Genomic DNA, 24,351 nt, shown 5'->3' on the forward strand with positions numbered 1-24,351 from the left:
CCCAGCCACCCCGGCGACTTCAGTGCGCGCCCTCGACCTTCACGTTGGGGTCGGCGCGGCGCAGCATGAACACCAGCACCAGTGAGCACGCGAAGATGGCCGTGAGCACGGTGAAGTTGGCGTTGAAGGCCCGCACCAGCGCCTGCAGGTTGATGCGCTGGCTGAACAGCCCATAGGCCGCGGCCAGCGGGTCCGTCACCCGCGAGGCCACCGTGGCCTGCATCGCGGCGAGCTGCTCCTGCGTCACCTGGCTGTACGCATCCACATGCGACGCCAGCGCCGTGTTGTTCACCTGCGTCAGCCGGTTGAGCGCGCTGCTCATCCACGCCGTGCCAATGGACCCGCCCAATTCACGCGTCAGGTTGAACAGCCCCGCCGCGTTGCCGCGCTGGTCCGGCCGCAGGTTGCTCAGCGCCATCACCGACAGCGGCACGAAGATGAACCCCATCGAGCACGCCCGGATGAACACCGGCGCAATCAGCGCCGCCTCGTCCGCCGTGCTGCTCAAGTGCCCGTTCGTCCACAAGGACAGGCACATCCCGATGATGCCCACCCCCACCAGCATCCGCCCGTCCACCTTGCCACCGAACTTCCCGATGAGCGGCATCAACAACACCTGGATGAAGCTGCCCTTCAAGAACACCAGCCCGATGTCGAGCGCCGAGTAGCGCATCACCGTTCCGCAGAAGAGGCTGAACAGGAACGACCCGCCGAACAGCGCCGTGCCGATGAGGAAGTTCACCCCCGTCGCCGCCGCGTACGAGCGGTTCGCGAACACCCTCAGGTCCACCACCGGCTGCGGGGTCTCCAGTTCGTGCACGATGAACGTGATGAGCGCCACGCCCGCCACCACCGCGAGCACGGTGATCTTCATGCTGTCGAACCAGTCCTCGCGCGTGCCCTCCTCCAGCACGAACTGCAGCGCGGCCATGCCCACCGCCAACAGGCCGATGCCCCAGCGGTCCACCCGCTCGTGGGACACCTCGAAGTCCTTCTGCTCGATGTGACGCCACGCCATGTACGCAGCGAACAGGCCCACCGGCAGGTTGATGAGGAATATCCAGTGCCAGCTCGCCACCTCGATGAGCATCCCGCCCACCGTCGGACCCAAGAGCGGCCCCGTCACCGCGCCCAGGCCGAAGAGCGCGCCGGCCATGCCGTGCTCCTTCTGCGGATAGCGCGCGAACAGAATCGCCTGCGACGTGGGGATGATGGCGCCGCCTCCCACGCCCTGGAGGATTCGGAAGACCACGAGCGACGGCAGGTTCCACGCGAGCCCACACAACAGGCTGGCCGCCGTGAAGATGAGGATGGACGCGGTGAAGTAGCGCCGGAACCCGAACCGACGCTGCAGCCAGCCCGTCATCGGGATGACCACCACGTTGGCCATCATGTAGCCGGTGGAGACCCACGCAATCTGGTCCATCGGCGTGCCGAAGCTCGCGCGGATGTCGCTGAGCGCGACATTCACAATCGAGATGTCCAGCACGGACATCAACGCCGCCGCCATCGCGGCGATGGTGATACCGGCCTTCGAGCCGGTGATGACGTCGCCCTTCACGACTACTCGCCCCTCGTGTTCACCGTGACGACGGCGCTCATGCCCGGCTTGAGGGCCACGTCCTTCGCGTCACCGTCGAAGCGGATGAGCACGGGGATGCGCTGCACCACCTTCACGAAGTTGCCGGACGCGTTGTCCGGAGGCAGCAGCGCGAAGCGCGCCCCGCTGGCCCCCGCCAGGCTGTCAACATGGCCCTTGAAGTGATGGCCGCTGAAGGCATCCACCTCCACGTCCACCGCCTGCCCCGCCTTCATCTCGCCGACCTGGTCCTCCTTGAAGTTCGCCACCACCCACACGTCATCCTGCGGCACCACCGCCATCAGCGGACGCTCCGGCCCCACCATGTGGCCCACCTCCACCGTGCGCCGGCTCACCACGCCATTCGTCGGCGCGCGGACCTTCGTGTACGACACCGCCAGCTCCGCCAGGTGCAGCGCGGCCTGGGCCTGCTTGAGCTTCGCGTCCGCCAGCTTCACCGCCGCCTGCGCGGCCTGCACCTGCACCGGCCCCGTCTCCGCGGCGGCCAGCTTGCCCTGCGCCGTCTCCAGGCCACCGGAGGAGCCCTGCACGCCCGCCTCCGTGGACGTCAGCCGCGCCTTGGCCACGTCCAGCGCCGCCTTCGCCTGGTCATGCGTGGACTGCCGCGCATCCAGGTCCGCCTGCGTCACCGCGCCCTCCGCCTTCAGCGTCTTCACCCGCGTCAGGTCCGTGTCCGCCAGCTTGAAGCGCGCCTCCGCCGCCACCACGTCCGCGCGCGCCTGGTCCAGCGCCGCCTTGGACGAGCTGATGCCGCTATTCGCCTGCACCACGCCGCCGCGCGCCTGACGCAGGTTGGCCCCCGCGTTGACCTCGGTGAGCGCCAGCTGCGCCTGCGCGTTCGCCGACTGCGCCTCCGCGCTCGACACGTCCGCGCGCGCCACCTCCAGCTTCGCCTCCAGGTCCGTGGCGTCCAGCTCCACCAGCACGTCGCCGGCCTTCACCTGCTGGTTGTCCGTCACCAGCACCCGGGCCACCTGCCCCGAGATTCGCGGCGACACGTTGGCGATGCGGCCCTCCACCTGCGCGTCATCGGTGGACTCCTCGCCCCGGGTCAGCACCCAGCGCGCGGCGCCGCCCAACAGCGCAATCCCCAACAGCGCGGGCAACACCCGCTTCGCCCTGGAGCGCGGCGCCGCCGGCTCCTTCACGAGCGAGGGGCTCTTCTTCGGTACGTCGGTGTCCTGGGCATCCAGGGAGGGTGAGGCAGTGCTCATGGGCGTTCTCGAAGGTTCAACGGGTCGATGATAAGGGGCCTAACCACATGGCCATGACAAGACGTCCGTCGGGCCGGGCCCGAGGGGAATCGAGGGTTCGAGGGGAAGCTCAGGGCTCTCGGAAGGCAGGCAGTCCGGAGGAAACCTTGGTCAAGAGCTCGCGCAAGGTGGCGCGCTCCGGCTCGCTCAGCGTGGACATCAGCGCGGCGACGCGGCGGAAGTGCACGGGCAGCAGCTCCTCCAGGAGCACGCGGGCCTTCGGCGTGAGGTGCACGGTGTACATGCGCCGGTCATCGGGATGGTCGGCGCGGGAGATGAGGCCGTCCTTCTCCAACGTGTCGAGCAGCCCCGTCATCGTGGCGCGGCTCACACAGGAGCTCTCCGCCAGCTCGGCCGGGGTGAGGCCCTTGCCCTCCTCGCTCTCGCTGTAGGAGAGCAGGCGGGCCAGCACGGTGAAGCGGCCCGTGGACAGGCCGTGGCGCGCGAGGTTGGCCTCGTAGGCGCTCGACAGCTCGTTGGACATGCGCAGCAAGAGGACGCAGGTCTCGATGGCGCTCGCGTCCAGTTGAGGGAAGCGCTGCGACAGTCGCTGCAGCCGCTCGAAGCGGGTGATGGGAGGCGTGACGCTCATGGTGAGGCGCGGCGAAGACCCCGCCGCCCCTGAGTCGTAAGGCTCCTAACTACCGCGCGCAACGAAATAGTGGAGCCGGTGGGAGGAAACGGACGCGCTGTTATGACGGGGAGGTGCTGGATGTGAAAGACCCCACCGTGCAGGCGGCGCTGCGGCAGGCGAGCGACGAGGCCGGTCTGCCGGATTATCTGCGCAGCTGCGTGTACCCCCTGCTGCGCGAGCCGGAGGGCGAGTGGCCGAGCTGCTGCGGAGGCGGCTGCCAGCCCTGCTCGGCCACGCTGGTGGACGTGGCGGCGCGGACGCTGGCGCTCCTGGGGACGCCGCGCGTGGCGCCCCTGCCCCTGTGAGCGCGGGCCCTCAGCGCCGTAAGCTCGTGGGGACATGAACCCCATCGTCCATGCGGAGCTGGCGTGGCTCACGGCCCAGGGGCTGCGTGAGCGGAGGGACCGCATCCTCGTCACGTGCGCGGGGCTGGCGCCGGACCTGGATGGGCTGACGCTGCTGGGTGGCGAGGAGTGGTACGCGCGCTACCACCACGTGCTCTTCCACGGCTACGTGGGCGCGCTCGTCACCACTGCGGTGTGCGTGGCGCTGGCGAGGCAGCGCGCCAGGGTGGCGGTGCTCGCGATGGTGGCGTTCCACCTGCACCTCGTCTGTGACCTGGCGGGAAGCGGGCCCGGCTGGCCCATCCACTACTCCTGGCCCACGAGCATGCGGGAGTGGTTCTGGCAGGGGCAGTGGGACCTGTCGTCGTGGCAGAACTCGGTCATCGGGCTGTTCACCACGCTGGCCGTCCTCGCGTGCGCGCTGGGTCCCGGGCGTCGAACCTTCGTCGAGGTGTTCTCCGCGCGCTGGGACGCGGTCGTCACGCAGACGCTGCGCAAGCGCTTCAAGGGCGAGGAGCCCGCCGCGAAGCCCAACGGCTGAAGGTCCTCACCTGTCCCACGAGACAACCGCGCTGTAGGGGCCGTGACATATCTCGAGCACGGGGACCCGCGGGCGCGGTGCGGGGTTGTGTCCCCGGACGCGCAGCGCCTAGCTTGAAGCCCTTCCCGCGAAGGGGGCCCGATGCCCGCATACCGTGACGTGCTCGGCAGGATTCCCGAACCTGACGTCGAGGCCGGCAGGCAGTGCCAGGGCCTGTTGGACATGAAGACCAAACCCCAGGGCAGCCTCGGCCGCCTGGAGGAGCTGGCGTGTCAGTGGGCCGCGCTGCGGGGAGAGCCCGCTCCGGCGATGCCTCGCAAGGGCATGGTGGTGATGGCGGCGGACCACGGGGTGACGGAGGAGGGCGTGAGCGCCTATCCCGCCGAGGTCACCGCGCAGATGGTCGCCAACTTCTCCCGGGGCGGCGCGGCCATCAACGTGCTGTCACGGCAGCACGACGTGCGCGTGGAGGTCGTCGACATGGGCGTGCGGGTGCCCGTGGAGGGGCTCACGGGCGTGCGCCACCACCGCATGGGCCCCGGCACGGGGAACCTGGCGAAGGGGCCGGCGATGTCGCGCAAGACGGCCGAGGAGGCGCTGAGCGTGGGCGCGCTGCTGGCCATCGAGCTGGCGGAGTCGGGCGTGACGCTGCTCGGCCTGGGTGACATGGGCATCGGCAACACTACCGCGTCGTCGGCGCTGACGTGTGTGCTCGCGGGTGTGTCGCCGGACATGGCCACCGGGCGCGGCACGGGCGTGGATGACGCGGGCCTGACGCGCAAGGTGGACGTGGTGCGGCGGGCGTTGGTGGTGAACCAGCCGGACGCGGCGGACCCGCTGGACGTGCTCGCCAAGGTGGGCGGGTTCGAAATCGCGGGGCTCGCGGGCGCGGCGCTCGGCGCGGCGTCCAAGCGCGTTCCGGTGATGCTGGATGGCTTCATCTCCTCGGTCGCCGGGCTGGTGGCGGCGCGCCTGTGTCCCCGGGTGATGCCCTTCCTCATGGCCAGCCACATGTCGCGCGAGGCGGGCCACCGGCGGGTGCTGGAGGCGCTGCGGCTGCGGCCCCTGTTGGATTTGGGGCTGAGGCTGGGCGAGGGCACCGGCGCGGTGCTCGCGATGGGGCTGGTGGACAGCAGCCTGCACGTGCTGCACGAGATGGCGACCTTCGCCTCGGCCGGCGTCGCGGAGAAGTCACAGCGCTGAAGCGCGTGTCCCCGGCTGGAAACCCGGCGGGAGTCGCGCCATACCTGGGCTCCCATGAAGCGACTTCTCGCCGGCATCGCGTTCCTCAGTCGCATCCCCGTCCCCGGGGCGGCCACGTTCGACGCTGGCGACGTGGGCCGCGCCACGCTGTGCTTCCCGCTCGTCGGCGCGCTGCTCGCGGCCATCCTGGTGGGCGTGCGCCACGCGCTCTTCCCCCTGCTGCCCGCCACGGTGACGGCGTTCATCCTGCTCATCGTCTACGCGCTGCTCACCGGCGCGCTGCACCTGGACGGGCTGGCGGACATGGCGGACGGCTTTGGGGGCGGGCGAACGAAGGAGGACGTGCTGCGCATCATGCGCGACCACGTCATCGGCGCGTATGGCGGCACGGCCCTGCTGTTGAACGTGGGGCTGAAGTCGAGCGCGCTGGCGGCCCTGCTCGAGCGGGGACAGGCGGACGTCGCGCTGGTGGTGGCGCTGAGTCTGGGCCGGTGGGGCTCGGTGCCCCAGGGGTGGCTGTTCCCCTATGCGCGGCGCTCCGGTGGCATCGGCATGGCCATCACGGATTATGTCGGGCGCGTCGAGGTGGCGGGGGCCACGGTGCTGGGGCTCGGCATCGCCGTGGGGCTCATGGGCTGGAAGGGGGGTGTCATCATGGGGGCCGTGGCCTTGGTGTCGATGCTCCAGGCCCTGTGGTGCCGGAAGAAGATTGACGGAATCACGGGCGATACGATGGGCGCCAACACCGAGGTGTGCGAGGCGGTGGTGCTCGTGCTCGCGCTGGCGCTCGGCTGACCTTGCTCACGAAAGGAAACGGACGCGTGGACTGGCGACTGCCGAGCGGCGTGACGCGCATGATTCTGGTGAGGCACGGCAAGCCCTCCGAGGAGATGAAGGGCCGCTGCTACGGGAGGCTCGACGTGGGCCTCGCGCCCGAGGGACACGTCCAGGCCGAGCGCGCCGCGCGCCTGCTCGCGCCGGTGGAGCTGCACGGCCTGTATTCGAGTCCCCGGCTCCGCGCGCTCGACACGGCGAAGCGATTCACGGAGGGCCGGGGGCTGGAGCTTCGAGTGGAGGAGGCCTTCCGGGAGATCGACTTCGGGCTCTTCGAGGGGCTCACCTACGAGGAGGCCGAGCGCCGCTTCCCCGCCGTGTACGCGGAGTGGATGACACACCCCGCACAGGTGCGCTTCCCCGAGGGAGAGACGTTCTCCGAGATGCGCGAGCGCGTGCGCGCAGGAGGTCGGGCGCTGCGGGCACGTCATCCCGGCCAGTGCTTCGCGCTGGTGTCCCACGGCGGCGTCAATCGCACCCTGCTCTGCGAGGCACTCGGGATGTCGGATGAGCACCTGTTCCGACTGGACCAGGTGCACGCGGCGGTGAATGTCATCGACTTCTATGGCGATGAGCCCGTGGTGAAGTTGATGAACGCGGAGCCGTGACGCACCACGCCTCGGCTTGACGGTGTTTCCGCGCGAGGCGTAGCCTTTGGTGGCTTGTCTGGGATTGAAGTTCCGTCGTGCACAAGGGGGCGTCACGCGCATGGAGACCCAACCGCCAGGCGAGGCCAGCGGACGTCCCGTCATCCGCGCCCTCGGCAAGACGCCCGACCCCTTCTCCGCGCAGGCGCTCGACAACCCCTACGCCGTCTACGCGCGGCTCCTCGAGCAGCCCGCGTGCTGGAGCGCCGAGTCCCAGCTGTGGCTGTTCTCGCGGCACGCGGACTGCCTGGAGGTGCTCGCCAATCCCCGCTTCAGTCGGAACATCGCCAGCGCGAGGAAGCGCCGTCCCCAGGACTACCCGCCTCCACCCGAGGCGCTCGCGGCGCTGTCCGCCATGCACAACCAGTGGTTCCTGCTGATGGACCCGCCGGACCACACGCGCCTGCGCGCGGTGACGAAGCGTGCCCTGGGCCCTCGCATGAAGGAGCTGGCCATCCACATCCAGGCCCTGGCGGAGTCCCTGGTCTTCCAGGCGCGTCAGCGTGGGGGAATGGATGTCATCTCCGAGTTCGCCATGCCCCTGGCCCGCAGCACGCTGCGCCAGCTGGTGGGCGCGGATGATCTGGATGAGGGGCTCTATCAGCACTGGGCGCTGTGCCTCGCCCGGTGCGCGGATGCCTCCGCGCCGCTGGGGGTTCGCGAGGCCGCGAGCGCCGCGACACGAGAGGTGCACCAGGCGCTCCAGGCCGCCGTCACCCGGCGCCGACAGTCGCGACGCACGGATGTCCTCGGGCTGCTGGTGGCCGCGCAGGAAGACGAACAGGCCTTGAGCGAGGAGGAGCTGCTGCCCACGTGCATGCTGCTGCTCTTCGGCGGCTACGACACCTCCGTCAACCTCATCGGCAATGGGATGCTCGCGCTGATGGAGCACCGCGCGCAGTGGGAGGCGCTGTGCGCCGAGCCCTCGCGAGCCAAGGGCGCGGTGGAGGAGGTGCTGCGCTTCGACACGCCCCTGCAGCTCGTCTCGCGCATGGCACAGGAGGACGTGGACGTGGGAGGGACTCATGTCCGCGCGGGCGAGTGGGCGTGGGTGCTGCTCGGCGCGGCGAATCGGGACCCCAGGCGCTTCGAGAACCCCGATGCGCTGGACATCCAGCGCACGGACCTCCAGCACCTCGCCTTCGGCCACGGCATCCACCAATGCGTCGGCGCGGCGCTCGGGCGCATCGAGGCACAGAGCGCGTTCGGGACGCTGGCGCGCGAACTACCGCAGCTTCGGCTCGTGCCCGGCGCGTGGAAGCGGCGCGACACCGCCGTGTTCCGTGGCCTCACCACCCTGCCCTGCCAGCTCTGACACCGGGTCCGGCGCGACTTGCGCGCCACCAGGGCACAAGCAGCGATGCGCCTGACGCCACCGTCACCCTGCCAGCTCTGACTCCGCACTCGACGCGGCTTGCGAGCTACCAGGGACACGCGCAGCGGCGTGCCTGGCGCTGCCGTCCCCACCTTTGACTCCGCGCTCGGCGCGGCTTACGCGCCACCAGGGACATGAGCAGCGATGTGCTTGGCGCCGCCGTCACCCTGCCTTGCCAGCTCTGACTCTGGGCTCAGCGCGACTTTCGCGCCACCAGGTACACGAGCAGCGGTGTACCGAGCGCCGCAGTCACCAGCCCCACGGGCGGCTCTCGCCCAGGCAAGATGACTCGGGAGGCCGCGTCACAGAGTGCCAGGAAGCTCGCGCCCACGATGACCGAGCACGGCAGCAGCACGCGCCGGCTCACGCCCAGCACGCGCCGGACGATGTGCGGAACGATGAGCTCCACGAACGCGATGGGGCCACACCACGCGACACAGCCCGCCACGCCGAGCGCCCCCAAGCCAATCGAGGCCATGCGCACCACACGCACGTTGACGCCCTGCGACTCGGCATGCTCCTCGCCGGAGATGAACACCTCCAGCGCCCGCGTCAGCGACAACAGCCCCACCACCGACACGGCCGCGATGGGCACGAGCGCGACGATTCCCTGGTAGCCCACCTGCGGCAGGTGCCCCATCGTCCACCGCGTGGCCGCCAGCAGCTCCGCCGAGTCGGCCGAGAACTGCACGCCCGTGGAGATGGCGCCCGCCGCCATCGAGAAGGCGATGCCCGCGAGCACCAAATCGTTCATCCGCACGCCCCGCCCCGCGGCGATGGCGGCCACCAACAGGCTGACACCCAGCGCCCCGGCGAAGGCCGACGCGGTGATGAGCGGCAAGCCCCACAGCGCCGAGCGGGCCCCCAGCACGATGGCCACCAGCGCGCCCAGCGTGGCTCCAGCCGTGGTGCCCACCGTGCTCGGCGCGGCGAGCGGATTGGCGAAGAGCGACTGATACACCGCCCCCACCAGCGACAGCGTGCCGCCCACCAGCAGCGCCATCAGCGTCCGGGGGATGCGCAGCTGCCAGAGGATGAAGTCCCGCGCGTCCGGCGGCATCGGCGGCCCGATGAACGGCGCGGCGACCACCACCAGCCCGCACAAGAGCAACATCACCACCAGCCGGGCCTTCATTCGCCACCCTCCAGCGGCAGGCCCACGAAGACCCTCCGGCCCTCGACCTCCACGCCACGCATCCGCACGGAGAACACCTGCCCCAGGTGCTCGCCCAGCTCCGGCGCGTCGTAGTGCGACTCGAAGGCCACCTGGCCACGCGACAACCCCAGCACCCGAATCCGTCCCTCGCCCCCGTGCCTCACCGCGTGGGCGAGCACGTTGATGTCATGCGTGATGCACAGCACCCCCAGCCCCGAGCGCCACAGCCGCCCCACGAGCGCGTACAACTCCAGCTGCTGCGCGGGGTCCAGGAAGTTCGCCGGCTCGTCCAGCATCACCAGCGGCGACTCCTGCGCGAGCAGCGCCGCCACCGCGACCCGCTGCTGCTCTCCTCCAGACAGCTCCGTGATTCGCCGCGAGGCGAGCCCCTCCGCCTGCACCCGCTCCAGCGCCGCCCGCGCCTGCTCCTCCGAGCGGCGATGCGACTCCCGGAAGCGATAGCGCGCCGCGGCCACGTGCTCCAGCGCGGTGATGGGCTCGGAGACCTGCACACGCTGGGGCAGCCACGCGACATGGGCCGCGCGCTCCCGGGGCGACAGCGCCGCCACGTCGCGCCCGCCCACCGTGACGCGCCCCGCGTCCGGACGCTCCAGCCCGAGCGCCACGCGCATCAACGTCGTCTTGCCCGCCCCATTGGGGCCCACCACCGCCACGAAGTCTCCAGCCCCGAGCCGAAGGGACACGTCCGCCAGCAGCGTCCGCTCCCCCTTGCGCACCGTCGCCCCGGAGACCTCCAGCGTGGACGTCATGGCGTCTTCGCGTCGAAGCGCAGCGCGACCTTCAGTCGCTCCACCAGGTCCAGGATGCGCGGACCGGTGGACTGCACGCCCGGCCCCGCCACCAGCTTCACGCGCCCCTCCTTCACCGCGCGCAGCACCGACAGCTGCTTCCACGCGGCCAGCTGCCGCGCCTCCTCCTCGGGCGTCGGCACGGGCCCCTCCAGCAACACCAGGATGATGTCCGGGTCCAACGTCATGAGCTGCTCGACGGAGATGTTCGGCGGCCCACCCGGGTCCTCGGCCACGGCGTTGCGCGCGCCCGCGGCCTCCAGCGCCGCGCCGTGCAGCGAGCCCTTGCGGATGTACCAGATGCTGGAGAGCCCGGCCTCCGCGTCGCCAATCACCAGCAGCACCCGGGGCGCGTCCTTCGGAGGTGCCCGCTTCAGCGTGCTCTCCACCTTCGCGGCCAGCTCGTTCGCCTGCGCCTCGCGGCCCGTCTGCCGCCCCAGCTCGCGGACCCCGTTCGCCACGTCGTCCACCGTGAGCCAGGGCAGCACCTTCACCGGCGCGACGGCGGCCAGCGAGCCCGCGGGAGCCTGCTTCACCTGCTCATCCAGGATGAGCGTGGGCTTGAGCCGGGCGATGGCCTCGTAGTTGGGCGCCAGCGTGGAGCCGACCTTGGGCACGCCCTCTGCCTCGGGGGGCCAGGACGAATAGTCCGAGCGCCCCACCACCTGCGGCCCCGCCCCCAGCGCGTAGAGCGTCTCCGTGATTCCGGGGGACAGCGAGACGAGCCGCCGCGCGCCCGGCTCCTGGGCCGGAGGCGAGGAGCGCTGGCAGCCCGCGAGGAGCAGGAGCGCGAGACCGAGGAGCCGAAAGGAGCGCGAAGGGGACATGGGAGGACAATCACGCACCGAGGAGTGCGTGACGAGCGCCTTATAGTGCACCCGCCAGAGGAGGCCCGCCATGTCGAAGCACCCCCACCTCATGATTCAGGGCACGGGCTCCCACGTGGGGAAGACCACGCTGGTGGCCGGGCTGTGCCGCCTGTACGCCAACCGGGGCCTGCGCGTGGCTCCGTTCAAGTCGCAGAACATGTCCCTCAACTCCTTCGTCACCGAGGAGAACGAGGAGATTGCCCGCGCCACCGCGGTGCAGTCCTTCGCGGCGCGGCAGCGGCCCATCGTCCACATGAACCCGCTGCTGCTCAAGCCCAAGTCGGACAGCGTCAGCCAGCTCATCATCCACGGCAGGCCCCACCGGGACGTCGACGCGCGCGAGTACTTCCTGGCCGACACGCACCGTGCGCTCAAGCTCGCCGCCATCCAGGAGTCCATCGACCACCTGAACCGCCACTACGACCTGGTCATCGCCGAGGGCGCGGGGAGCTGCGCGGAGCCCAACCTGCGCCCGTTCGACGTGGTGAACATGGAGGTGGCCCACCGCCTGGACGCCCGCGTCTTCGTGGCCGCGGACATCGACAAGGGCGGCGTGGTGGCGGAGCTGCTCGGCACGCTGCGCGTCCTGGAGCTCGTCGCCCCCGAGGACGTCGCGCGCATCTGTGGCTTCATCATCAACAAGTTCCGGGGAGACCGGCAGGTCCTCCAGCCCGCCGTGGACTTCATCGAGCAGCACGCGAAGAAGCCCGTCGTCGGGGTGCTGCCCTACCTGTCCCTCGCGCTGGAAGAAGAGGACCGCGTCCAGCCCCGCATGCACGGCACACCCGAGGTCGACATCGCCGTCCTCTACCTGCCCCACATCTCCAACAGCACCGACTTCGACTACCTCCAGGAGGAGCCCCACGTGCGCGTGCGCTTCGTGCGCTCCGTGGACCAGCTGGGCGCGCCCGACGCCATCATCCTGCCCGGCACCAAGAACACGGTGGGGGACCTGGTCCACCTGCGGCGCATCGGCTTCGAGCGCGTGCTCCAGGAGCTGAGCGCCACCACGCCCATCGTCGGCATCTGCGGCGGCTTCCAGATGCTGGGGCGCCACCTGCTCGACGAGCACCGCCGCGAGTCCGAGCACGGCAGCACCACCGGCCTGGGCCTGCTGGACATCGACGTGGAGTTCCTGCCGGGCAAGACGGTCTTCAACCGCCACTACACCCCGACGAAGGACAATCCCTTGCGGGATGCGGGCGAGGTGTCCGGGTATGAGATTCATTCCGGGCTCATCCGGTACGACAGCGCGCGGCCGATGTATGCCCACCCCGGCGGCTTCGATGGCGCGGTGCACGAGCGGCTGCCCATCTTCGGCACCTTCATCCATGACCTGTTCAAGAATCCTCGTCTGAGCCGCGCCTTCGTCGACACGCTGCGCCAGCGCAAGGGATTGCCAGCCCTGACAGCGCCCCTGTGCAACCACGACACCCGTCGGGAGGACAGCTATAATCGGCTCGCTGCCGCCCTGGCCGAGCACATGACATCCATCGACTGACTCTTCATCCCGCCAAAGGGGGCGCTCGGGGATTCCCGACGACAGGCGAATGTAAGGAGGAGGCTCAACGTGAAGCTCGATGGATTCGCTCGTGTCCTTCCGCGCGTGGTGCTGCTCTTGGCCATGGCTTGCCAGCACAGCGCGCTCGCACAGGACCAGCTCGACACCGCCCCGAAGACACTCACCCAGCAGGTCCTCACGCCCGTTGGCACGACGTACCCCTACACCCAGCAATTGCAGTGGTTGGACGCGGGGCGGTTCATCGTGGGACGGCTGGATGGCTCGATGACGCTCTTCCGCCCGCCTGGACCCACCGAGTGGGGTCCCATGCTCACGGACGTGCTGCGCACGCCCGCCAACCGGGGCGTGGAGATGATGGCCGTGCGGGATGAGCGGACGTTCGTGACATCCAACGACAGCACCACCATCACCCTGTGGCGCGAGCGGGACCTCTCCGTCGCGGAGGACGCCGAGCCCGCGCTGCTGGACCGGCTGCCGCGCGCGTTCCGCTACCAGAACTTCGCCTACGACGCGGACGTGGGCACGGCCAACAGCGCCGTCTTCGTCACCCATGGGAACCGGGAGTACCTCGTCACCGGCCACGAGAACGGCTTCGTCCTCATCTGGAGCGTCACGCGCAACGGCCGGCAGCTGGCGGTGCTGAAGAAAATCGACGTGCGCTCGCCCGACCCCATCCCCAGCCCGTTCCAGCTGTGGAACGTGCGGGACATCGTCTCGTGGCGCGACGGCGTGGTCATCACCGGCTCCGAGGACGGAGACCTGGTGATGCTCCAGCTCCCCCAGGGCAACGTGCTGGCCCGCAAGCGCTACAACCCGGCGGCCCAGCGCGGCATCAACGGCCTCGCCATCCTGGATGACCACCTGGTGGCAGTGGCCTGCTCGGTGGGCCCGTCGGACAAGAACACGTGGCTGTTCCGCGTGCGCCCCGCGGAGCTCCAGTCGCAGGGCTCGGTGGACCTGAAGCAGAACCTGTCCCTGCCGCAGTCCTTCGCGTTCCGCGCCGCGATGGCCAGCGTGGGCGGGCAGCCCCACGTCTTCGCCACCACGCAGGAGGGTCTGCTGTGGACGGTGCTCGTCACGCCGGACGGACAGCTCCAGGTCCAGGCCGTCAGCTCGGTGGATTTCCCCATCGGTGAGGCCATCGACTACAACCCGGCCACCTCGCAGCTCGCCGCCGTGGGCGTGCTCGTCAACCTCTTCAACGTCGCTCCGCCCGCGCCCGCGCAACGCCAGCAGGCGCCCAAGGCCGCGCCGCCTCAAGCGCCGTCGCTGGTCCACTGAGCACGGCGATGTCCCGGGACAGCGCTCCGTGGGTGCTGGGCATCGGCGCGTCGAATCACAACGGCGCCGCGTGCCTCCTGCGTGGTGACGAGCTGGTCGTCGCCGTGCAGGAGGAGCGACTCATCCGCCGCAAGCGGGCGTGGCTCCCTGGCGGAGCCGTGTCCTTCGCGGTGCGCTACTGCCTGGAGACGGCGGGCATCCGCGCGGACGAGCTCAGCCTCGTCTCGTGCTGCTCGCTGATGGGGCCTCGCGGGCCGCTGTACGACGTGCGCGCCAACCCGGACCTCGCTCCGGGTGTCCCGGTGCGCTACCTCTCGCACCACCTGGGCCACGCGGTGGGCGCGTTCGCGACGTCCGGCTTCGACGAGTCGCTGGTGCTCGTCGTGGACGGGTTCGGCTCCAACGTCCAGGACCTGTCCCCCGAGGAGCTGGCGGCGGTCGTCACCGAGCGACGCGGAGAGGAGACGCTGTCCGTCTACCACGCGTCGCGCGAGGGCTTCGTGCCGGTGGAGAAGCACCTGGGCACGTTCCTGGAGGTGACGTCCTCCGTGGACCTGGAGCGCTTCCGGGGCATGCCTCGCTTCGGCAGCCTGGGCGGGCTGTACTCCGCCGTCGGACGGCAGCTCTTCTCGGATGTCCTGGAGGGGCCGGGCAAGGTCATGGGCCTGGCGCCTCACGGCGTGGCGGACACCCCCGTGTCGGACTTCTTCGACATCGTCGACGGGCGCTTCGTGTTCCACGACACCGTGCCTCGCCGCTTCACGCATGACGAGCGCTGGCCCGCGCGACAGGTGGAGTATCGGAACCTCGCGGCCTCGGCGCAGGCGGCGCTGGAGGACGGGCTCTTGCGGCTGGTGCGTCGACTGCGCGCGAGCACGTCCTGCGACGCGCTCTGCTACGCCGGGGGCGTCGCGCTCAACAGCGTGGCGAACGAGCGGCTCTTCACCGAGAGCGGCTTCAAGGACCTCTACGTGATGCCCGCCGCGGAGGACAGCGGCACCGCCATCGGCGCGGCGTACCACGGGCTTTGGCAGCTCACGGGGCGGCGCTCCACGCGGCGACTGGGCCATGACAGCACGGGCAGGACGTACTCCGCCAAGGACTGCGACACCGCGCTGCGCACCGTGCCCGCGGTGGTGTCGCGCAGGCTGCCGCGACTCGTCCCCGAGGTGGCCGACCTGCTCGCCGAGGGGAAGATGCTCGGCTGGTTCCAGGGCGGCTCCGAGCTGGGTCCACGCTCCCTGGGCCAGCGGAGCATCCTCTGCGACCCGCGGCCTCGCGACATGAAGGACACCCTCAACGCGCGGGTGAAGTTCCGCGAGGGCTTCCGTCCCTTCGCCCCCGTCATCCTCGCGGAGAAGGTGCGCGAGTGGTTCGACGTCGACACGGCCTCCACGGACAGCCCCTTCATGCTCCGCGTGTGGCGCTTCCGTGAGGAGCAGCGCGAGCGCGTCCCCGCCGTCGCCCACGTCAACGGCACCGGCCGCGTGCAGACGGTGACGAGGGCGCACACGCCCCTGCTGCACGCGCTGCTCACCGCGTTCGATGAACGCACCGGCGTCCCCGTCCTGCTCAACACCTCGTTCAACATCGCCGGGGAGCCCATCGTCGAGACGCCCGAGGACGCGCTGTGGGGCCTGCTGTCCACGGGGCTGGAGGGCTGCGTGCTCCTGGACCGCTTCGTGTCCAAGCACGAGGCGCTGCATTCACTGCTGGACCTGGAGGTGCTCGTCCTCGGAGAGCGAATCGCGCCCCTGTCCTCGGAAAGCGCGGAGGACACGCTGGACCTGCGTCCCCTCTTGAAGGAGCCGCTGGGCTTTGGCCTGGACGCCTCGGGACGCAACCTGGAGGATGCGCGCCGGATGCTGGGCAGCGGGCAACAGGGTGGCGCGTTCAAGGTGCGGACGCCGTGGGGCGCGGCCGTGCAGCTCGTGTCGAGCGAGCTGTCGATGCTCGTGGCCCAGGTGGAGCGCGGGATGACCGGCTGGAAGCTCCTGGAGCGGGTGTCTCGCGAGGACTCGAACATTGATGAGCAGAAGCTGACGCGGATGCTCGGCACGCTGCGGCGCGCGCACGTGCTCCAGTTCGGTCCGGGCGTGTGAGGACGGCGCTCGCCAGGGGCCTGCTGGGCCTGGGGCTGCTGGCGTGCGCCTCCGTGCGGGCCCAGTCCACCGAGGACGCCGGCACGCCCCCCATGTCCGAGGTCATCGACGTGGTGGGCGAGGTGCCCGACCCGGAGCCGATGGACCGCGCGGCCCGTCGCGACCCGAGCAGCGTCGTCACCGTCATCTCCGTGGAGGAGCGCGGCGGCACCGCGCGTGACACCGCGGAGGTGCTGTCCACCGCGCCCGGCGTCTCCATCCAGGACTCGGGCGGATACGGCCAGGGAAAGAGCCTGGTGGTGCGCGGCGCCTCGTCGAACGGGACGTTGGTGCTGCTCGACGGCATCCCCCTCAACGGCGCGGGCGGGAGCATGGACCTGTCGCGCGTCCCGCTCGCGCTCGCCCGTGAGCTGGAGGTGATGCGCGGGAGCGCGGGCTCGAGCCACGGCAGCGGCGCGCTCGGCGGCGTGGTGAACATCATCACCCGCGCCCCCGGTGACACGCTGAGCCTCGCGGGCGAGCTGAGCCACGGGAGCTGGAACACCACCACCGGGTGGCTGTCGCTCACCGGGCCCGTGCTGGACAGCGAGCTGCTCCTGCTGCTCCACGGCGGCACGTCGTCCGGGCGCTTCTTCTATCCGTTCGATGCCACGCCCACGCTGCCGGGTGACGCGCCCGAGCTGCGACGTCGCGAGAACAACGACGCGCGCGGCGCCGGGGCGCTCGTGCGACTGCGCCGCCGCCTCTCCCAGGGTGTGGTGCTGGACGCGATGGGCGAAGGGACCCTGGAAGGACGAGGGCTCGCGGGCACGGCGCAGAACCCGCTCGCGGACGCGCGTCAGTCCAACCGTCGCGGCATCCTGAGCCTGCGCGTGCTGGGCGACCTGGGCCACCACGTCCACGTGTCCGCTCGCGCGCACTATCGCCAGGAGCGGCTGGAGCTGTCGGGCGGTCCGCTGCCACAGCAGGGCGTGCAGACCCTGCGCACGGGCGGCGTGGAGGCCGAGGGCAGCCTGCCGCTGGGAAGCTGGAACGTCGTCTCCGCGCTGGCGAGCCTCGGCGGGGAAGGCGTGGCCACCGATGGCGCGCCCGTGACTTCGGACGGACGCACGTCCTGGCTGCGCGCCAGCGTCCGCGTCATGGACGACCTGGCGCTGCTCGACGGCCGGCTCCACGTGACGCCCTCGCTGCGCGTGGAGCGCGTGGGCGCGTTCACGCTGCTGTCCCCCAAGCTGGGCGCGCGCGTGACGCTGCCCGCGCGCCTGGAGCTGCGCGCCAACGTGGGACAGGCGCACCGGGCCCCCTCGCTGGTAGAGCTGTACGTGCGCCAGGGCACGCTGCTGCCCAACCCGGACCTGCGCCCCGAGCGCGCCGTGTCCACGGACGTGGCGCTGGCGCACCGCACGGAGCGCTCGCTCGTGTCGGTGGGCGGCTTCTTCGCGAGCTACGAGGACCTCATCACCTACGAGGCGTATCCGCCGTTCGCCGCGAAGCCGAGCAACTTCGCCTCCGCGCGCGTCTCCGGCCTGGAGGTGGACGCGGAGGCGCGCCCCTTCTCCTTCCTGTCCGGCTCGCTGGCGTACACGTTCCTCGTCTCCCGCAACCTCCGGGACGACCCGCGCTACTACCTGAAGGACATCCCGCTCCGGCCGCGCCACACCCTCGCCGCGCGAGTGACGGCGGGCCCCTCGTGGCTCACGGGCCGCGTGGAAGTGCGCGCCCAGTCCTCACAGCTTCGCAACCGCACCGGCGAGCTGGTGCTCCCGGGCCGCACGCTCCTGCACGCGGGCCTGTCCACCACGGTGGGCCAGCGCCCCGCCTTCACCTTCTCCGTCGACCTCAAGAACGTGCTCGACGTCCACGTCGACGACTTCGACGGCTATCCCCTGCCGGGCCGCGCGGTGCTCGCCTCCGTGGCCCTGGCGCTCGACGTCCCACCCTCCCCCTCCACTGCCAAAAAGGCGGACACCCCATGAAGCCCTCGCCTCCTCCAGGACGCCACCTGGCGCTCCTCTGCTCCCTGCTCTCCTGCCTGCTGCTCACCGGCTGTCCCGACGAGGGCGTCGTCTGCAGCGAGGGCCTCTCCCGCTGCGGCGACACCTGCGCGGACCTCACCAGCGAGTCCGCGAACTGTGGCGCCTGCGGCAACGCCTGTGGCGAAGGCCAGCTCTGCGCCGAGGGCGCGTGTCGCTGTCTGACGGGGACCACGGCCTGTGACGGCGCCTGCGTCGACACCCGGTCCTCGCCCCAGCACTGCGGCGCCTGCGGCACGACGTGCGACAGCAGCGAGGTGTGCGAGCAGGGCACGTGCCAGCTCAACTGCACCGCGGGCCTGCTCCGCTGCGGCAACGCGTGCGTGGACGGGGACTCGAACAACCTGAACTGCGGCGCCTGCGGCAACGTCTGCGGCGACGCGCGGACGTGCCGGGGCGGCGTGTGCACGTACGACATCGTGGCCACGTGCTTCAACACCGGCCAGGTGGTGGGCATCCAGTCCGGCGTGGACCTCAAGGGCCCCGGCACGCTGGTGGCGTCGTCGCCGCAGAGCGCCGCGCGGATGAGCGACGTGCTGCTGGTGCTCGACTCCACGCGCAAGCTCATCCAGGCGCGGCTGGACGACTACGGCGTGCTGCCTCCGCGCCACGACACGGGCCGCGCGCCCAACCAGGTCCTCGTCGAGGGGCCGTTCATCTACATCCTCAACTCCACCGACAACACGCTCCAGGTGCTGCGGAGCACCGAGCCGCTCCCGCCCGGCAAGCGCCACCCCGAGGGCATCTCGCTCCAGAACGTGGCCAGCGTGAGCTTCGGCGCCAACACCAACCCCTTCGGCATGGCGCGCGTGGGCAACGAGCTGTGGGTCACCCTCTACGGCAACCTCGTGGGCGACCCGAGCGCCGGAGGCCGCGTGGCGCGCGTCTCGCTAGCGTCCCCGTCCGAGCCGCGCGTGACGAGCACCATCGACCTGCCCACGGGCGCCGCGCTGCGTCCCTTCCCGGACAACACCACGCTGTCGACGCCCGCGGGCATCACCCAGCACCGCGGCAAGGTGTACGTGGCCCTCAACAACCTCAACCCCGCCACCTACGCCCCCGGCGGCCCGGGCCTGCTCGCGCGCATCGAGCCGGCGACGGGCGCGGTGAGCCTCGTCGGCCTGGGCGACGACTGCCTCAACCCCAACGCGGTGGCCTCCGTGGGCGAGCACCTGGTGGTGAGCTGCGGCGGCAAGTCCACCTATGACGCCGAGTTCAAGCTGGTGTCCGTGGAGCGCACGGGCCTGGTGATGCTGGACGCGCAGGACACCGTGGTGGCCTCGGAGCCCATCGCCTGCTCGCCGGGCATCGGCTCCTGCCCCATCCCCGCCGCCGGCCGGTTCGCCGTGGTGGGCCCGCGCATCTACACCGGCGACACCAACGGCGGCCGCGTCTTCGTCCACGAAATCGTGGGCAACACCCTGGTCGAGCGTCGGGGCCTGAAGGACACCTCCGAGCCCGCCATCGCCGCCTGCCCCGCCAGCGGCTTCTCGCTGGTCAGCGACGTGGTGGCCCTGCCCTGATTCCGGGGCAGCTCGGGGGCACTTCGCCCCGATGGGGCAATGTGCCCCGGCCCCGGCGGGACATTCCACCCCGTCCGGGGCCCTCCTCCGAGGGAGCCGCCCCGAGCCAGACGCTGGCACAAAGGATGCTCTAGAGCTTCCGCGTGCCCCGGCCACATCGCGGGGCGGAAACCGGAGGAGGCGTCACGCAGCGCACGTCGGTCCTCGTGCACCCACGCCGAGCTTCGGGCGATTGCTCGCCCGCCGAGGAGCCCGACGCGACGTCCTGACGCCTTCTCACGGCAGTCGCGGTAGTTTCTGAGTACTTCCTTCCGGTCCATGCATTCTCGACCCCTCCCACGTGCATGGACCGGAATAGCCTCGACCCACCGTGAGACTCGCACGCAAGTTCACCCTCGCCCTCGTCCTGCTCGCCGTGGCCGTCATCGCCGCGCTGCAGGTCATCCAGGTCCGCCGCGAGCTGGAGCGCTCGGCGCTGGACATGCAGCATGACCATCGGCTGCTCGGCCACACGCTCGCGGGCACCATCGGCAAGGCGTGGCAGCTTGCGGGTGAGCGCGAGGCGCTCAATCTCCTCAACCAGTCCAACAACTACCAGGAGCAGGTCCACCTGCGCTGGGTCTGGCTGGATGGCGGTCCCGGGACGCCGTCCCTCGCGGGCTTCCCGCCCCGGCTGATGGCCACGCTGCGCCAGGGCAGGGACGGCTCCATGGTGGACCCGGACCCGGCGCCGGGCCTCTTGCACTCGTACACGCCGGTGAAGATTGGCCCGCGCTTCGGCGCCATCGAAATCACCGAGTCGCTGGGCGAGGAGCGCCAGCACGTCTTCGTCACGGTGGTGGGCACCATCGTCGCCACGGGCACCATCACCTTCGCGTTCCTCATCGTCGCCATGGCCATGGGCCGCAGGCTCGTCGGTGAGCCGGTGGACCAGCTGGTCCAGCTGGCGGAGCGCTTCGGCCATGGGGATTTGTCCGCGCGCGTGCGGCTGCCACCGCAGCGGCGGGGGGACGAGCTGACGACGCTGGCCAACGCGATGAACCGCATGGGCGAGCAGTTGGAGGAGACGCGCTCGCGGCTGTCCGCGGAGACGGCCGCGCGCCTGTCCGCGGTGGAGCACCTGCGGCACGCGGACCGGCTCACCACGGTGGGCAAGCTGGCGTCGGGCGTGGCGCACGAGCTGGGCACGCCGCTCAACGTGGTGATGGGCCGCGCGAAGATGATTTCGTCGGGCGAGGCGGAGGGCGAGGAGGTGGGCGAGAGCGCCCGCATCATCAGCCAGCAGGCGCAGCACATGACGCGCATCATCCGGCAACTGCTCGACTTCGCGCGGCGCCGCGCGCCCCACCGGGCCCCGGAGGACGTGCGGGAGCTCGTCTCGCGCTCGCTGTCCCTGCTCAAGCCCATGGCCGCCAAGAAGAGCATCACCCTGGTGGAGGACATCCCCCCCGGCGTCACGGTGGAGGCGGATGGAGGCCAGGTGCAGCAGGTGTTGACCAACCTGGTGATGAACGCGTTGCAGGCCATGAACCAGCCGGGGACGGTGCGCGTGCACGCGGCCCACTCCCGGACCACGCCACCCCAGGACGTGGGCGGCCCCGAGGGGAGCTACGTGCGCGTGGACGTGGAGGACGAGGGCTCTGGGATTGCCCCGGACGTGCTGGCGCACGTGTTCGAGCCGTTCTTCACCACGAAGGACGTGGGCGAGGGCACGGGGCTGGGGCTGTCCGTGTCCTATGGTCTGGTGAGGGACCATGGCGGCTGGATTGCCGTGCGAAGCGAGCTGGGACGCGGTAGCTGCTTCTCCATCTATCTGCCGAGCGGAGGGGACACATGCCAGGCCGCGTCCTGATGGTCGAGGACGAGCGCGAGATGCGCGCCATGTTGGAGAAGGGGTTGACCCGCCGGGGCTACACGCCCGTGGCGATGGGGTCCGCCGACGAGGCGCTGGCGAAGCTCGCCGGCGAGGACTTCGACGTGGTCCTCACGGACCTGCGCATGCCGGGCATGGACGGGCTGGCCCTGTGCGAGCGAATCGTCCTCAACCGGCCGGACATCCCCGTCGTGGTGATGACGGCGTTCGGCAGCATGGAGACGGCGGTGGCCGCCATCCGCGCGGGGGCTTACGACTTCGTCACCAAGCCCATCGACATCGACGCGCTGGTGCTGGTGCTGGAGCGCGCGGTGCAGCACCGCGCCCTGCGTGACGAGGTGCGCCGGCTGCGGCAGGAGCTGGGCAGACGGCAGCAGGACAGCGGCGCGGTGGTGGGCGAGAGCCCCGCGATGCAGCAGGCCTACGCGCTCATCGACCGGGTGGCGGACCTGGACTCGACGGTGCTGATCACCGGCGAGAGCGGCACGGGCAAGGAGGTGGCCGCGCGGGCGGTGCACACCCGTGGACGCAGGGCACAGGGGGCCTTCGTGGCCATCAACTGCGCGGCCATGCCGGAGGCGCTGCTGGAGAGCGAGCTGTTCGGCCACGCCAAGGGCGCCTTCACGGACGCGAAGGCGGCGCGCGCGGGGCTCTTCATCCAGGCGCACGGCGGCACGCTGTTCCTGGACGAGGTGGGCGAGTTGCCGCTCACGCTCCAGCCGAAGCTGCTGCGCGCGCTGCAGGAGCGGGTGGTGCGGCCTGTGGGCGGGGACACGGAGGTGCCGTTCGACGCGCGCATCGTCGCGGCGACGAACCGGGATTTGGACCTGGCGGTGGAGGAGGGCCGCTTCCGCGAGGACCTGTATTACCGGCTCAACGTCATCGGCGTGGAGCTGCCGCCCCTGCGGGCGCGGGGCAACGACGTGCTGCTGCTGTCGCAGCGGTTCATCGAGCAGTTCGCCGCGCGCAACAACAAGCGGGTGGTGGGGCTGTCACCGGCGGCGGCGCAGCGGCTGCTGGCCTATGGGTGGCCGGGCAACGTGCGCGAGCTGCAGAACAGCATGGAGCGCGCGGTGGCGCTGACGTCGTTCGAGCAGATCACCGTGGATGACCTGCCCGAGCGCATCCGGAACTACAGCCAGCCGAAGGTGGTGCCGGAGAACACGGACCCCTCGGAGCTGGTGACGCTGGAGGAGCTGGAGCGGCGCTACATCCACCGCGTGCTGGAGACGGTGGGCGGCAGCCGCACGCTGGCGGCGCGAATCCTCGGCGTGGACCGAAAGACGCTGTACCGGAAGCTGGAGCGCGACGACGAGGCGAAGAAGCCCTAGTCGAGCGTCTCCAGCTTCACCTCGAAGAGCTTGGGCCAGAGCTTGCCCGTCATGAGCATGCGGCCGGTGCCGGGCTCCACGGCGATGCCGTTGAGGACGGCGTCGGTGATGCCTCGGACCTGGGAGGCCACGGAGCGCGCGAGGGCGGACGCGTCGATGACGGCGGTGACCCGGCCGGTGGACGGGTCGATTTCGAGCACGTCCGTGGAGTGCCAGACGTTGGCGTAGATGACGCCGTTGGCGCACTCCAGCTCGTTGAGCTGCTCCTGGGGCTGGCCCTGGAGGGTGACCTCGACGGAGTCCAGGGGCTCGAAGGTGTCGGGGTCGTGGAAGGTCAGCGTGGAGCTGCCGTCGCTGCGGACCAGCCGGCCCTGCCAGTAGCACAGGCCCCAGCCGTCGCCTTCGTACGGCGTGGTGCGCTCACGGGTGGGGGGCAGGCCGCTCCAGGTGAAGAGCAGGCCCTCGGTCCAGGTGAGCTGGTAGAGGCGCTCGCCGTCGCTGGCGAGGCCCTCGGTGAAGACGTCGCCCAGGCGCTCGATCCAGAGGGGCGTGGCGGACTCGAGCGAGATTTCGCGCAGCGAGCCCTTCTGGCCGGTGCTCTCGAACAGGCGCCCCTGGTGGAAGACGAGGCCCTGGGTGAAGGCCTCGGTGGAGTGCGGATACTCCTGGACGATGCGGGCCACCTTCCGTGTGGGGCCGCCCTCCGTCGGTCGACGATGGACAGGTCCACAGCTACAGCCCACGCCCAGCCCCAGCACACAGATGGCCGACATCCACGCTCGCTGATTCAAGTGCATCGAGTCGCGCACGGAAGCAGGAAACGCGGACCGGCACAACACACTCCCGGCCCGGGAGGACCGGGACGTGTCACGGCGTGGACGACGCCTTCCGCCTCAGACGACCTTGGCGCTCTGGATGACCACGTCCTCGAGGGGCACGTCGCTGTGACCGCTCTTGTTGCCGGTGCGCACCTTCTTGATCTTGTCCACGACCTCCTGCCCCTTCACCACCTTGCCGAACACGGCGTAGCCCCAGCCCTGCACCGTGGGCGCGGTGTGGTTCAGGAACGAGTTGTTGACCGTGTTGATGAAGAACTGCGCGGAGGCGGAGTGCGGATCGTTGGTGCGGGCCATCGCGACGGTGTACTGCTCGTTCTTCAGGCCGTTGTTGGCCTCGTTCTGGATCTGCGCGGTCGGGACCGGCTTCTGCCTCATTCCCGGCTCGAACCCGCCGCCCTGAATCATGAAGTTCTCGATGACACGGTGGAAGACGGTGCCGTCGTAGTGGCCCTTCCCGACGAGCTCGAGGAAGTTGCTGACGGACTTGGGCGCCTTGGCCTCGTCCAGCTCGATGGTGATGTTGCCGAAGTTCGTCGTCAGTTCGACCGTGGGCATGGAAGGTTCCCTGGAGGTAGAGGGTGG

General features: G+C 70.5%; 21 protein-coding genes. 13 read left to right on the plus strand and 8 right to left on the minus strand.

Going from position 1 to position 24,351, the window contains the following annotated elements; genetic code table 11:
• Nucleotides 1-19: 19 nt before the first annotated feature.
• From VZQ01_RS14120 to VZQ01_RS14130, 3 genes are all read right to left on the minus strand, one after another.
• A complete protein-coding gene (locus VZQ01_RS14120; protein WP_223783540.1) occupies nt 20-1,561 on the minus strand; it encodes a DHA2 family efflux MFS transporter permease subunit in 1,542 nt (513 codons plus the stop codon).
• A gap of 2 nt (nt 1,562-1,563) precedes the next feature.
• Nucleotides 1,564-2,814, minus strand: a complete 1,251-nt coding sequence (locus VZQ01_RS14125) for an HlyD family secretion protein (RefSeq protein WP_426748084.1) — start codon at nt 2,812-2,814, stop codon at nt 1,564-1,566.
• A 109-nt stretch (nt 2,815-2,923) separates the two neighbouring features.
• Complete coding sequence (locus tag VZQ01_RS14130; protein ID WP_426748085.1) at nt 2,924-3,445, minus strand: MarR family winged helix-turn-helix transcriptional regulator; 522 nt, start codon at nt 3,443-3,445, stop codon at nt 2,924-2,926.
• A 113-nt stretch (nt 3,446-3,558) separates the two neighbouring features.
• Between VZQ01_RS14130 and VZQ01_RS14135 the strand changes: the two genes are divergently transcribed.
• The 6 genes from VZQ01_RS14135 (at nt 3,559) to VZQ01_RS14160 (ending at nt 8,371) form a co-directional block, all read left to right on the plus strand.
• The gene (locus VZQ01_RS14135) at nt 3,559-3,792 is read left to right on the plus strand and encodes a hypothetical protein (RefSeq protein ID WP_141326798.1); all 234 of its coding nucleotides are present in this window, start codon (nt 3,559-3,561) and stop codon (nt 3,790-3,792) included.
• A 34-nt stretch (nt 3,793-3,826) separates the two neighbouring features.
• A complete protein-coding gene (locus tag VZQ01_RS14140) occupies nt 3,827-4,372 on the plus strand; it encodes a metal-dependent hydrolase (RefSeq protein WP_223746027.1) in 546 nt (181 codons plus the stop codon).
• Between the two features lie 141 nt (nt 4,373-4,513).
• Nucleotides 4,514-5,575 (plus strand): nicotinate-nucleotide--dimethylbenzimidazole phosphoribosyltransferase, encoded by a 1,062-nt coding sequence (cobT, locus tag VZQ01_RS14145; protein WP_223746026.1) that lies wholly within the window; start codon nt 4,514-4,516, stop codon nt 5,573-5,575.
• A 54-nt stretch (nt 5,576-5,629) separates the two neighbouring features.
• Nucleotides 5,630-6,370, plus strand: a complete 741-nt coding sequence (gene cobS, locus VZQ01_RS14150) for an adenosylcobinamide-GDP ribazoletransferase (RefSeq protein WP_223783543.1) — start codon at nt 5,630-5,632, stop codon at nt 6,368-6,370.
• A 26-nt stretch (nt 6,371-6,396) separates the two neighbouring features.
• The gene (locus tag VZQ01_RS14155; RefSeq protein ID WP_408888110.1) at nt 6,397-7,017 is read left to right on the plus strand and encodes a histidine phosphatase family protein; all 621 of its coding nucleotides are present in this window, start codon (nt 6,397-6,399) and stop codon (nt 7,015-7,017) included.
• Nucleotides 7,018-7,117: 100 nt separating this feature from the next.
• A complete protein-coding gene (locus VZQ01_RS14160) occupies nt 7,118-8,371 on the plus strand; it encodes a cytochrome P450 (protein ID WP_426748086.1) in 1,254 nt (417 codons plus the stop codon).
• Between the two features lie 253 nt (nt 8,372-8,624).
• On the opposite strand, the gene VZQ01_RS14165 is transcribed toward VZQ01_RS14160, so the two are convergent.
• From VZQ01_RS14165 to VZQ01_RS14175, 3 genes are read right to left on the minus strand one after another with little or no spacing between them, the layout of a single operon-like run.
• On the minus strand, nt 8,625-9,566 hold the full coding sequence (locus tag VZQ01_RS14165; protein WP_141326809.1) for a FecCD family ABC transporter permease: 942 nt from the start codon (nt 9,564-9,566) through the stop codon (nt 8,625-8,627).
• Nucleotides 9,563-10,357 (minus strand): ABC transporter ATP-binding protein, encoded by a 795-nt coding sequence (locus tag VZQ01_RS14170; protein WP_426748087.1) that lies wholly within the window; start codon nt 10,355-10,357, stop codon nt 9,563-9,565. Before VZQ01_RS14170 ends, VZQ01_RS14165 begins: the two co-directional genes overlap by 4 nt.
• A complete protein-coding gene (locus VZQ01_RS14175; protein WP_223746020.1) occupies nt 10,354-11,223 on the minus strand; it encodes an ABC transporter substrate-binding protein in 870 nt (289 codons plus the stop codon). The genes VZQ01_RS14170 and VZQ01_RS14175 overlap by 4 nt, the downstream gene beginning before the upstream one ends.
• Before the next feature lie 70 nt (nt 11,224-11,293).
• Here VZQ01_RS14175 and VZQ01_RS14180 point away from each other — a divergent pair, with 70 nt between their 5' ends.
• The 7 genes from VZQ01_RS14180 (at nt 11,294) to VZQ01_RS14210 (ending at nt 22,930) form a co-directional block, all read left to right on the plus strand.
• The gene (locus VZQ01_RS14180) at nt 11,294-12,766 is read left to right on the plus strand and encodes a cobyric acid synthase (protein WP_426748088.1); all 1,473 of its coding nucleotides are present in this window, start codon (nt 11,294-11,296) and stop codon (nt 12,764-12,766) included.
• A 69-nt stretch (nt 12,767-12,835) separates the two neighbouring features.
• Nucleotides 12,836-14,068: a hypothetical protein gene (locus VZQ01_RS14185; protein WP_223746018.1), complete on the plus strand. Its 1,233-nt coding sequence runs from the start codon at nt 12,836-12,838 to the stop codon at nt 14,066-14,068.
• An 8-nt stretch (nt 14,069-14,076) separates the two neighbouring features.
• Complete coding sequence (locus tag VZQ01_RS14190; protein WP_426748089.1) at nt 14,077-16,170, plus strand: carbamoyltransferase family protein; 2,094 nt, start codon at nt 14,077-14,079, stop codon at nt 16,168-16,170.
• Entirely contained in the window at nt 16,167-18,146 is a 1,980-nt protein-coding gene (locus tag VZQ01_RS14195) for a TonB-dependent receptor plug domain-containing protein (RefSeq protein WP_426748090.1), read from the plus strand. The genes VZQ01_RS14190 and VZQ01_RS14195 overlap by 4 nt, the downstream gene beginning before the upstream one ends.
• A complete protein-coding gene (locus VZQ01_RS14200) occupies nt 18,143-19,726 on the plus strand; it encodes an MXAN_6577-like cysteine-rich protein (RefSeq protein ID WP_426748091.1) in 1,584 nt (527 codons plus the stop codon). The genes VZQ01_RS14195 and VZQ01_RS14200 overlap by 4 nt, the downstream gene beginning before the upstream one ends.
• 370 nt (nt 19,727-20,096) lie before the next feature.
• Nucleotides 20,097-21,578, plus strand: coding sequence for a sensor histidine kinase (locus tag VZQ01_RS14205; RefSeq protein ID WP_223746014.1), 1,482 nt, complete (start codon nt 20,097-20,099; stop codon nt 21,576-21,578).
• Complete coding sequence (locus VZQ01_RS14210; protein ID WP_426748092.1) at nt 21,560-22,930, plus strand: sigma-54-dependent transcriptional regulator; 1,371 nt, start codon at nt 21,560-21,562, stop codon at nt 22,928-22,930. Before VZQ01_RS14205 ends, VZQ01_RS14210 begins: the two co-directional genes overlap by 19 nt.
• Here the strand turns inward: VZQ01_RS14210 and VZQ01_RS14215 are convergent.
• Together VZQ01_RS14215 and VZQ01_RS14220 are read right to left on the minus strand one after the other, a co-directional pair.
• The gene (locus tag VZQ01_RS14215; protein WP_223783550.1) at nt 22,927-23,703 is read right to left on the minus strand and encodes a glutaminyl-peptide cyclotransferase; all 777 of its coding nucleotides are present in this window, start codon (nt 23,701-23,703) and stop codon (nt 22,927-22,929) included. The genes VZQ01_RS14210 and VZQ01_RS14215 overlap by 4 nt on opposite strands.
• Nucleotides 23,704-23,823: 120 nt before the next feature.
• Nucleotides 23,824-24,324 (minus strand): peptidylprolyl isomerase, encoded by a 501-nt coding sequence (locus tag VZQ01_RS14220; RefSeq protein WP_141326829.1) that lies wholly within the window; start codon nt 24,322-24,324, stop codon nt 23,824-23,826.
• Between the last annotated feature and the right edge of the window lie 27 nt (nt 24,325-24,351).

The organism is Myxococcus faecalis (genome assembly GCF_050039385.1).
Classification (GTDB): domain Bacteria; phylum Myxococcota; class Myxococcia; order Myxococcales; family Myxococcaceae; genus Myxococcus; species Myxococcus fulvus.